Below are 9,393 nucleotides of genomic sequence, written 5' to 3'. Positions count from 1 at the left end.
CTGCGGACCCGCTCCGCCTTGCACCAGGGCATAAAGCTCGCTCTGGCGGCCATCTCCCCAAGCGACGCAGCAGGCTGGTTCGCCTACTGCGGTTACTCCGTCGCTCAGCCCAGATGAACTGCGCTATCAGACGTCCCCGAGGGCGCGGACAGGCTTTCAGTGAATGGGCCGCGTCGAGGATGGATACCTCGTGGCGATTCCGACCGAGTCCACCCATGGGATAGGCGCCAGCTCCGCGAGGGACGTGAAGCCGCGCAGCCACGGTTCTAGGGATGTGCGTCTCGTAGCTCGCGGGATACAGCTCCACGTTGAGCGCAAGGACGCGTTTCGGGCGGCTCATGATGAGGTCGCGAGCCATGACGGCGAAGGTCGGTTTGCTGAAGTGCACGAAGTAGATGCCGGGCGGGAGGCAGAAGAAGTGGTATTGCCCCTCCGTGTTCGTCTCGCTCGATCACGAGTCGCCCGAGCCCATCCGAATCACGGTCACCGAGACCTGGGACAGCGGCTCGTACGTGACTGCGTGGAGGATGAGGCCATCGAGTTCCCCATCTGTCTTGGCGGAAATGATGGTGCGATGCAGGGGCCCCGCGGAGGGGAACTCCACTGAGGGCAATGTAGGAGGGCATTCTCAGCGGAGGGCGGCATCGTCAGTGGCTGGAAGCGCATCTGCCCGTCGCGCCTGTCCCCCAGCATCCGCCGGAGGTGCGGCAGGCCCAGGCCCGAGCCGGGGCGGGGAGCGGAGGCAGCGGCTTCGCGCCGTTTGCTGCGTCCTTGCTGCAAGACGTCCCGAGGCCCCAAAACACGAAGGCCGGCAGTCCCGAGTTTCCTCAAGGACTACCGGCCTTCATGAGTGAGCGGCGGAAGGGATTCGAACCCTCGACCCCGAGCTTGGGAAGCTCGTGCTCTACCAACTGAGCTACCACCGCAGGCGAAGCAGGGCGCAAAGTACGGGCCGCCCCGTGGCTTGTCAACGGGAAGTGAGGGGCTACTCCGACTCCTCGACGGTGAGCTGGTACGAGTCCTGGAAGTTGGACTCGCGGTTGCGCGCGTCCCGGACCTCGAAGAGGTAGACGCCCGGCTCGGCGCTGTAGCGGATGCTCTCCGGCTGGTCGCCCTTGGCCCGGTCAGCCGTCTGCACGAGCGACAGCTTCCCGTCCGGCTGCACGCGGTGCAGGTACAGCCCCACGTCGACCTTCAGGATGCCCAGCAGCGTGGCCCGGATGGGCGTGCGCACCGGCCGGTCCGACAGGTCCAACCGGAAGAAGTCCGTGTCCTTCACCGGATACACCGTGCCCCGCACCGGTTGCCCCAGCATCAGGTCCTGCGCCCGCTCCGCGGTGTTGTTGGGCTCGCGCTCCTCGCCGCCGTTGTCTGGCACCGTGGTGACGGTGATGCGGTAGGGCTGCTCGGCGTTCTCGAAGTCCTTCACCCACTTGCCGTCCACCTTGCGCGACGCGCCCTCCACTCGGAAGTAGCAGGCGCCGTTGCAGGCGACGTTGTTGAGGCGCTCGGGCTCCTTGATGGCGCCGTCGTTGGCGCGCAGCAGCACCGTCTCCTTTCCGGATTCCCCCTCCGGGGGCTCCACCATGGAGAGCACCAGGTCCAGCCGCTCGACGCCGGTCAACTCCACCTTCGCCAGCACCGGCTCGGACGTCTTCAGGACGAAGTGGTCCACGTCGCCCTTGGGCGCCAGGAAGCCCTGACGGTAGCCGCCGGCCGTCACCGGGGTGGCCTTGTGGAGCTCGTCGTTCGGCTCCAGCTCCGCGCTGGCGCCGGCCTCCTCCTGCGACACGGTGAGCGTGTACGGCATGGTGGCGTTGAACGGCCTGCGGGCCTCCTTGCCGGTGCCCACCCAGCTCGTCTTCACCACCACGTAGACGACCCGGTCCATGGCGCGCACGCCGATGTTCCGCAGCGACAGCGTCTCGCCCTCCTTGCCGCGCAGGGTGAAGAGCGGCGCCTCCGCCGCGGACAGCACGGACAGCTCCGGTCGCACACCGTCCACGCCGGTCAGCTCGATTTTCAGCGCCACCGAGGGCGGTTCGGGAGGCACCGCCGTGCCTGCGTCCAGCGCGCGGGCGATGGCCTCGCCCACCGCCTGGTTGACCACGGGCGGCGGCTCGCTGCCCGCGAAGGTGCCCTCCACGGCGGGGGAGGGCGGCGCCTCGTCACGCGCGAAGCCATCCACTCCGCCCGGGTCGGGCGACGCGCCCCGCATGCCCTCCGGGGCCGTGAGGCCGGGCGTTCCATCTGCTTCGGTGCCCCTGGGGGCCGCGCCTTCCTCGGTCTCGAAACCGTCGCCGGTCAGGTCCTGCCTCGCCCCAGCGCCGCTCGCGCCAGGGGTGCCCTGTCCGTACTGGGCGCCAGCGCCGGTCGAGCCCTGTTGACCGGCGAGACCGCCGCCCATCGCGTCGTCATGTCCCAGGGGGGCGCCTGTGCCTCCAGCTCCGGGCAGCGTGCCGCCCATCCCCCGCGGCGCGGTGCCATCTCCCGGGGGCGGCGTGCCCTGCGACGGCGAATCGCCGAAAGGCGCGGTCGCGGGGTCCTCCGCAGGCCCGCCCGGGCCCGCGCCTTCCGGAGCCGAGGGCTGCGTCGGGTCCGGGAGCTCGATGCGGTACCAGTCCTCGTCGCCGGAATGGCCCAGGAAGGCCGTCACCGTCTGGCCCAAGGTCAGGCTCACCGCGTCCACGGCGCGGTCGTTGGGCTCGCGCTCCTCGCCGTCCTCGGGCGCGCGCGTGCGGACCTCGAGCGTGTACGCGCCGCCCACGCCCTTGCGGGTCGGCACTACACGGATGAAGCGCTCGTTCTCCACGTAGAGGTTGGGGAACCGCTCCGGCTTGCCTTCGCCCTCGCTGTTGATGCCCACCAGGCGGTTGCGGTCGCGGTCATACACCTCCAGGGTGATGTCCCCGCCGGGCAGGCCGGACACGGTGACGTCCGCGATGCGCGGCGCGCCGGGCACCAGCCGGTACCAGTCCTCGTCCGCCTTGTTCGGCTGCGCGGTGAGCTCCGCGCTCACCGTGCTGTTGCGGGTGATGTCCAGGGCCTGGTCGGGCCGGTCGTTGGGCTCCTTCTCCGTGAGAGCGGCCGGTCCCGTCTCCACCGGACCCGCGTCCGGCGCTTCCGGCGCCTTGTCTTCCTTGCAGCCGGCCAGCATCAGCCCCAGCACACAGGCCCACCCCCAGCGTCTCATCACGGTCTCCTCCAGCACAGGCCGCCATCCTTCCCGTCGGGGACGGAGTGTCAAGCACCCCAACATCCGCGCGGGCGCTTTCATCCGCATCCACCCGGCCGCTCCGTGCGTGCTCGGACTGGAGCCGCGCTCGCGAGGCGATCAAAGATGCGGGGACATGCGACGCCTGCTCCTCGCCTCCCTCCTGTCCGCCACGGCGGCCTCCGCCGCACCCAATGTCCCGCCAGGCTACGTCCAGGCCTCCGACTGGCTCGACCGCACCCGTCAGCCGGAGCGCTACGGGCCCCTCAACGTGCTCGACGGCCGCGACTCCACCGCGTGGTGCGCCAGCGGTGACGCGCCCGCGTCCTTCACCTTCGGTTTCAAGGACATCGTCACCGTGGACGAGGTCCGCGTGTACACGGGCGACGGCTCGGACCGGGCCGCTTTCAAGGCCCGTGCCCGGGCGCGGAAGCTCACCCTGACCGGCATCAAGGACGCACGCAGCGTCAGCGTGGAGGACAAGCGCGGGCTCCAGGTGGTGCCCCTCAAGCCCGGACTTCGGGGCGCCCGCTTCACGCTGGAGGTGTCGGAGCGCTTCCCGGGGGCCAAGGACGACGCGCCCGTGTGCGTCACCGACATCGTCTTCTACTCCGGCGGGAAGGCCCTCAATGGCACCTGGCTCGCGCCCAAGCTGCGCTACAACGGCCGGCTGGCACCGCTGCTCGGCACCTGGTTCGGTGGCCTGAAGGGCGCACCGCACCGCTTCCTGTCCTTCTACCTGGACGGAACCTACAGCCTCACCGAGGAGCCCCTGGAGGGCGAGGTGTCCACGACAGTCAACGGCGCCTATACGCTGTCCGGAGAGAAGCTGACCCTGGATGTCCCCCCGCACGGGCGGGTGACGGTGCGCTTCCCGCGAGGGGACTCCGAGGGGACGCGCCCGCCGGATGTGTCACTGGCGTTCGACGGGCCCGTCGCCGAGGCCTGGGGCGAGGAGTTCCGCAGCCAGCGGTGAGCGGACGGGCTGGCGGCCGCCCGCCCGGTCTCCCGGGGGGCGCCGCACTCCGCCTATAGAGCGGCCATCTTCCGCTTCGCGCCGAAGTGGCGGAAGAACGCGATGATCTCCTCGACCGCGACCTTCACGTCGGTGGCGTCCTGGAATTCGGATTCCAGGAAGATGCCGCCGCAGGACTCGCAGGTGTCGTAATGCAGCGGATGCTGGCGGTCGCCACCGTCCACGCGGACGAGATCGACCTGGCACTCGGGGCACTGGCCGGTCAGTGCCTCCGTATCCACCTTGCCGCCCTGGCTCTCCAGCCCGGGGAGGTTGTTGTGGAGCAGGACCCGGTTGAGGTCCGCGACGTCAATCCAGAGGCCGCCGCAATCTCCACACTTTCGCAACGTCTGATCATCCCCCTCGAGATCGGACATCTCGACGTTGCAGCTGGGGCAATCCATGGGGCGGTTCCATTCTCCTGTTGGGGGGGAGTGGTGTTCTCCCCAGTCGATGGGAGAATGATAGGTCGCGCGAAATTTCGGATGCAACCCGCCTTGTGCCTTCTGTTGGCAACGCGCCGTCCCGTCGCCCCCCAGCCCCTCGGCCCTACGCCTTCTCGCGGCGGATGTCCGCGCCCAGGGCGCTCAACTTGCGCTCCAGGCGCTCATAGCCCCGGTCCAGGTGGTAGACGCGGCTGACGTCGGTGCGGCCCTCCGCTCGCAGCCCGGCCAGGATGAGTGACGCACTCGCCCTCAGGTCCGTTGCCATGACGGGCGCGCCGCTCAGGCCCTTCACACCCTTCACCACGGCGGTGGGCCCCTGGATGGTGATGTCGGCGCCCAGCCGGTGCAGCTCCGGCACGTGCATGAAGCGGTTCTCGAAGATGTTCTCGCTGATGACGGACGTCCCGTGGCTGACAGACATGAGGGCCATCAGCTGGGCCTGCATGTCCGTGGGGAACCCCGGATGCTCCGTGGTGGTGATGTTCACCGCGTCCAGCCGCTGGGGCGCCTTGCAGCGCAGGCCGCTGCCCTCGGTGGTCATCGTGCACCCGGCCTCGCGCAGCTTCTCCACCAGCGCGTCCATGTGCTCGGGCACCACGCGCTTCACCAGCACGTCGCCGCCGGAGATGGCCGCCGCCACCAGCAGGGTGCCGGCCTCGATGCGGTCGGGGAGGATGGCGTGCTCCACCGGCTTCAGGCCGTCCACGCCCTCGATGGTGATGCTGGACGTGCCCGCGCCTTCGATGCGCGCCCCCATCTTGTTGAGCACCTTGGCCAGCTCCTCGACCTCGGGCTCGCGGGCGCAGTTCTCCATGAGGGTGCGGCCCTTGGCCAGCACCGCCGCCATCATCACGTTCTCCGTGCCGGTGACGGTGATGACGTCGAAGTTGACGGTGCCGCCCTTGAGCTGCTTCGCCGTGGCCTCCACGTAGCCTTCCGTGAGGTGGATGTCCGCGCCCAGCGCCTTCAGCCCCTTGAGGTGCTGGTCGATGGGCCGCGCGCCAATGGCGCACCCGCCCGGCATGGACACCCGCGCCCGGCCGAAGCGGGCGACGAGCGGCCCGAGCACCAGCACGCTGGCGCGCATCGTCTTGACCAGGTCGTACGGCGCCTCCGGGGTGATGTGGCCGTTGACGCCCACCCGGCAGACATCCGTCGTCTCCTTGTCGCGCTCCGCGTCGCAGCCCATGGTGCGCAGCACCTTGAGCATGGTGGCGACGTCCGCCAGGTCCGGAACGTTGCGGTAGGTGGAGGTGCCGTCGGCCAGCAGCGCCGAGGCGAGGATGGGCAGCGCCGCGTTCTTCGCGCCCGAGGCCAGCACTTCGCCGTGCAGCGCCTGGCCGCCCTTGATGACGATCTTGTCCATGGTTCCCTGCGTCTTCAGCCCTGTGGCTCGCTGGCCACGGGCTGTGTCCCAAATGCCATCCGCTCCCGCCGCTCCAGGTCCTTCTCCACCCGCGCGTCCGCGTAACCCGCGGCACGCAGGAGCTCCAGGACGGCGGGGCCCTGGTCCTCGCCAATCTCCAATGCAAGGAGGCCGCCAGGCTCCAACCACTGGCGCGCACCCGTCACCACCCGGCGCACCGCCACCAGCCCGTCCGGCCCGCCGTCGAGCGCCAGCTTCGGCTCGCGTCGCACCTCGGCGGACAGGCCGGGAATCTCCCCGGAGGCGATGTACGGCGGGTTGGAGACCACCACCTGGAAGCGCTCGCCCGCGGGCACCGGGGTGAAGAGGTCGCCTTGCAGCACCGTCACCCGGTCCGCCACGCCCAGCGCCTGGGCGTTCTCCCGCGCCAGCGCGCAGGCGTCCGGAGACAGGTCGGTGGCGATGACGGTGGCCTGTGGCCGCTCGGCCGCGAGGCTGATGGCGATGCAGCCGGAGCCGGTGCACACGTCCAGCGCGCGGCCGGGCGCGTCCTTGGGAAGCATGCGCAGCGCCGCCTCCACCAACAGCTCCGTCTCCGGGCGCGGAATCAGCACCCGGGCGTCCACCTTGAAGGGGCGGTTGTAGAACTCACGCACCCCCGTCAGGTACTGCGTGGGCTCGCCGGCCATGCGCCGCTCGATGAGGGCACGGTAGGCGCCCAACTCGTCCTTGGAGAGCGGGCGGTCCAGGTCCACATACAGCCGGACGCGGCTGAGCTCGAGCACGTGCGACAGGAGGATTTCCGCGGTGAGCCGCGGCGCATCCACCTGTCGCTTCTCGAAGTGCTGCGTCGTCCAGGTGAGGACCCTGCGGATGGTCCAGGGCTCGCTGCTCATGCGGAGGGCTTCGGGCCGCCGGCCGTCTGCGCCTTGAGCGCTTCGGCCTGGTAGTAGGTCCGGCAGGCGGTGATGACCTCTTCCACGTCACCCGCCATGACGCCCGGCAGGTTGTGCACCGTGAGGCCGATGCGGTGGTCGGTCAGCCGGTCCTGCGGGAAGTTGTAGGTGCGAATCTTCTCGCTGCGGTCGCCGGTGCCCACCTGGGCGCGGCGCGCGGAGTCGCGCTCGTTGCGGATGCGCTCCTGCTCGATGTCGTAGAGCTTCGCCCGCAGCATGCGCATGGCCATGGTGCGGTTCTTCAGCTGGCTCTTCTCCTGCTGGCACTTCACCACGATGCCCGTCGGGTGGTGGATGAGGCGCACCGCGGAGTCCGTGGTGTTGACGCTCTGGCCGCCCGAGCCCGTAGAGCGCATCACCTGCATCTCGATGTCCGCCGGGTTCACCTGGATGTCCACGTCCTCCGCCTCCGGCATCACCGACACCGTGATGGTGGACGTGTGGATGCGGCCCTGCGTCTCCGTGGCCGGCACGCGCTGCACGCGGTGCACGCCGGACTCGTACTTCATGCTGCTGAACACGGCGTCACCGGACAGCGTCACCGTGGCGTCCTTCACGCCGCCGGCGTTGCCCGGGCTCATGTCCAGGATGTCCGCCTTCCAGCCCCGGCGGTCCGCGTAGCGGAGGTACATCTGCATGACCTCCTCGGCGAAGAGGGCGGCTTCATCACCGCCCGCGCCCGCGCGGATCTCCAGGATGACGTTCTTCTCGTCATTCGGGTCCTTGGGCAGGAGGAGAATCTTGAGGCTGGCCTCCATCTCGTCGCGCTGTTCCTTCAGTCCGGGCAGGGACTCGCGTGCGAAGGCCTTCTCGTCGGCGTCGCTGCTGCCGAGCCAGGCTTCGACCTCGCTGAGGTCGGCGAGCACCTTGCGGTAGGCCCGGAAGGCCTCGACCAGCTTCTCCAGGCCCGCGCGCTCCTTGGACACCTTCTGGAGCCTGGCCGAGTCGGCGAGCACGTCGGGGTTCGACAGGTCGGCGGTCAGGCGTTCGAACCGGCGTTCGACGTCTTCGAGTTTGTCAATCATCGTCGTTCCGGGGGGTATTGCCCCTTTGCACGGCCTCTGGCAAGGGCGGGCGGAGTCAAGAAATTCCTTGGACGCTTGGGCGGGAGCATGAAAAAAGGGCCGCCCTCACCGCGCTCAGCGGTCGGTTTCACATCACCTACACGGAGTCCTTCCACATGCCCGCCCAGAAGGGAAATCGTTCCAAGAAGAAGGTCGCCAACCGCGCCAAGGGCCGGAAGGCCCAGCTGAAGCGCCGCCGCAACCGCGCCAAGAAGGGCCAGTCCAACAACAAGGTCTAGTGTGTTGGCTACTCCCTCCCTCGGACTTCGGGGGAGGGAGGCGGACGGGCCCACGGTTCCAGTTCGGGCAGCATCCGCTCCACGCCTTCTGAAGACTCCGCCAGGAGCCGCAGCACCGCCTCCGCCGCCTCGCCCGTGACGGGCACCGGCTGGAAGGGCAGCTCCGGGAAGCGGTCGGTCCTCAAGGGCAGAATCTCGCTGGACAGGTAGCCGCCGTCGGGCCCGAAGTGGCCCTTCCACAGGGCGCCGCGCTTGTCGCGAGGGTTCCAGTTCCCCCCGAAGACGAAGTTCCCCAGCGAGTAGACGACGGGCCTGCCCTGGTACAGCTCCATGGCCTGGAGGACGTGCGGGTGGGCGCCCAGCACACCCGCGGCGCCCGCGTCGATGGCGGCGTGGGCCAGCCGGACCTGGTAGGGCTCCGGGGTGTAGGTGCCTTCGCGCCCCCAGTGGAAGTAGGGCAGGACGATGTCCGCCTGCGCCCGGGCCGCGGCGATGTCCTCCCGGAGCATCTGCTCCATGACGGCCTCGTCGGAGAAGTGGCCGGCGACCCCAGGGGTCGTCTCCGTGGCGTAGACCCCGGGCGGTTCGATGTTGCGCGTGCCCAGGAAGAAGTAGCCCAGCAGCGCCACCCGCTGGCCGCCCACGGTGACGATGGCCGGGCGCCGGGCCTCCGCCAGGTTCCGGCCCGCGCCGAAGTAGGGGATGTGCGCCGCGTCCAGGGTGTCCAGCGTGTCGAGCAGGCCCTGGGCGCCGTAGTCCATGAGGTGGTTGTTGGCCAGGCTCACCACGTCCACGCCGCCGGCGGTGAGGATGCCCACCAGCTCCGGCTTCGCGCGGAAGTTGAAGTTCTTGGGCAGCTTCTCGCCGCGCTCGGTGAAGGGGCACTCCAGGTTGACGACGAACAGGTCGGCGGCGTCCGTCAGGGGCTTCACCTCCTGGAACCCGTAGGCCAGCAGGGCGTCCCGGGGGCGGCCCTTGGCGGTCTCCGCGTCGTAGTGTGTCTGGTAGTTGTGGCCCAGCGTCACGTCGCCGCCCACGATGATGGACACGGGACGGGACTGGGGCTCGGCCTCTGGCGCCCCGGGGGGAGGGG

The 9,393-nt window shown here is 69.6% G+C and carries 9 protein-coding genes and 1 tRNA gene; 2 read left to right on the top strand and 8 right to left on the bottom strand.

All coding sequences use genetic code 11. From position 1 onward, the window contains the following. Positions 1–451 precede the first annotated feature (451 nt). The 3 genes from HNV26_RS35770 to HNV26_RS35760 all read right to left on the bottom strand — a co-directional run bounded on the left by HNV26_RS35770 (position 452) and on the right by HNV26_RS35760 (position 3,193). On the bottom strand, positions 452–604 hold the full coding sequence (locus HNV26_RS35770) for a hypothetical protein (protein WP_171445335.1): 153 nt from the start codon (positions 602–604) through the stop codon (positions 452–454). A gap of 249 nt (positions 605–853) precedes the next feature. Beyond that, positions 854–926, bottom strand: a tRNA-Gly gene (locus HNV26_RS35765). Positions 927–985: 59 nt separating this feature from the next. Next, a complete protein-coding gene (locus tag HNV26_RS35760) occupies positions 986–3,193 on the bottom strand; it encodes an ABC transporter substrate-binding protein (protein WP_171445334.1) in 2,208 nt (735 codons plus the stop codon). A 157-nt stretch (positions 3,194–3,350) separates the two neighbouring features. Between HNV26_RS35760 and HNV26_RS35755 the strand changes: the two genes are divergently transcribed. Then, on the top strand, positions 3,351–4,190 hold the full coding sequence (locus tag HNV26_RS35755) for a discoidin domain-containing protein (protein WP_253817361.1): 840 nt from the start codon (positions 3,351–3,353) through the stop codon (positions 4,188–4,190). A 53-nt stretch (positions 4,191–4,243) separates the two neighbouring features. Here HNV26_RS35755 and HNV26_RS35750 read toward each other — a convergent pair whose 3' ends face one another. From HNV26_RS35750 to prfA, 4 genes are all read right to left on the bottom strand, one after another. Continuing rightward, on the bottom strand, positions 4,244–4,633 hold the full coding sequence (locus HNV26_RS35750; RefSeq protein WP_171445333.1) for a zf-TFIIB domain-containing protein: 390 nt from the start codon (positions 4,631–4,633) through the stop codon (positions 4,244–4,246). Between the two features lie 145 nt (positions 4,634–4,778). Further along, positions 4,779–6,041, bottom strand: coding sequence for a UDP-N-acetylglucosamine 1-carboxyvinyltransferase (murA, locus tag HNV26_RS35745; RefSeq protein ID WP_171445332.1), 1,263 nt, complete (start codon positions 6,039–6,041; stop codon positions 4,779–4,781). A gap of 14 nt (positions 6,042–6,055) precedes the next feature. Then, a complete protein-coding gene (prmC, locus tag HNV26_RS35740; protein ID WP_090493146.1) occupies positions 6,056–6,937 on the bottom strand; it encodes a peptide chain release factor N(5)-glutamine methyltransferase in 882 nt (293 codons plus the stop codon). Next, on the bottom strand, positions 6,934–8,022 hold the full coding sequence (prfA, locus tag HNV26_RS35735; RefSeq protein WP_171445331.1) for a peptide chain release factor 1: 1,089 nt from the start codon (positions 8,020–8,022) through the stop codon (positions 6,934–6,936). Before prfA ends, prmC begins: the two co-directional genes overlap by 4 nt. 155 nt (positions 8,023–8,177) lie before the next feature. Between prfA and HNV26_RS39120 the strand changes: the two genes are divergently transcribed. Beyond that, positions 8,178–8,300, top strand: coding sequence for a hypothetical protein (locus HNV26_RS39120; protein ID WP_002637587.1), 123 nt, complete (start codon positions 8,178–8,180; stop codon positions 8,298–8,300). A gap of 8 nt (positions 8,301–8,308) precedes the next feature. Here the strand turns inward: HNV26_RS39120 and HNV26_RS35730 are convergent. Then, on the bottom strand, positions 8,309–9,393 hold a 1,085-nt coding region (locus HNV26_RS35730; RefSeq protein WP_171452992.1), incomplete at its 5' end, for a CapA family protein.

The organism is Myxococcus xanthus, from assembly GCF_013116825.1.
Lineage (GTDB): Bacteria > Myxococcota > Myxococcia > Myxococcales > Myxococcaceae > Myxococcus > Myxococcus xanthus_B.
The sequence above is the reverse complement of the archived record's forward strand: the minus strand, read 5'-3'. Positions and strand labels throughout refer to the sequence as shown.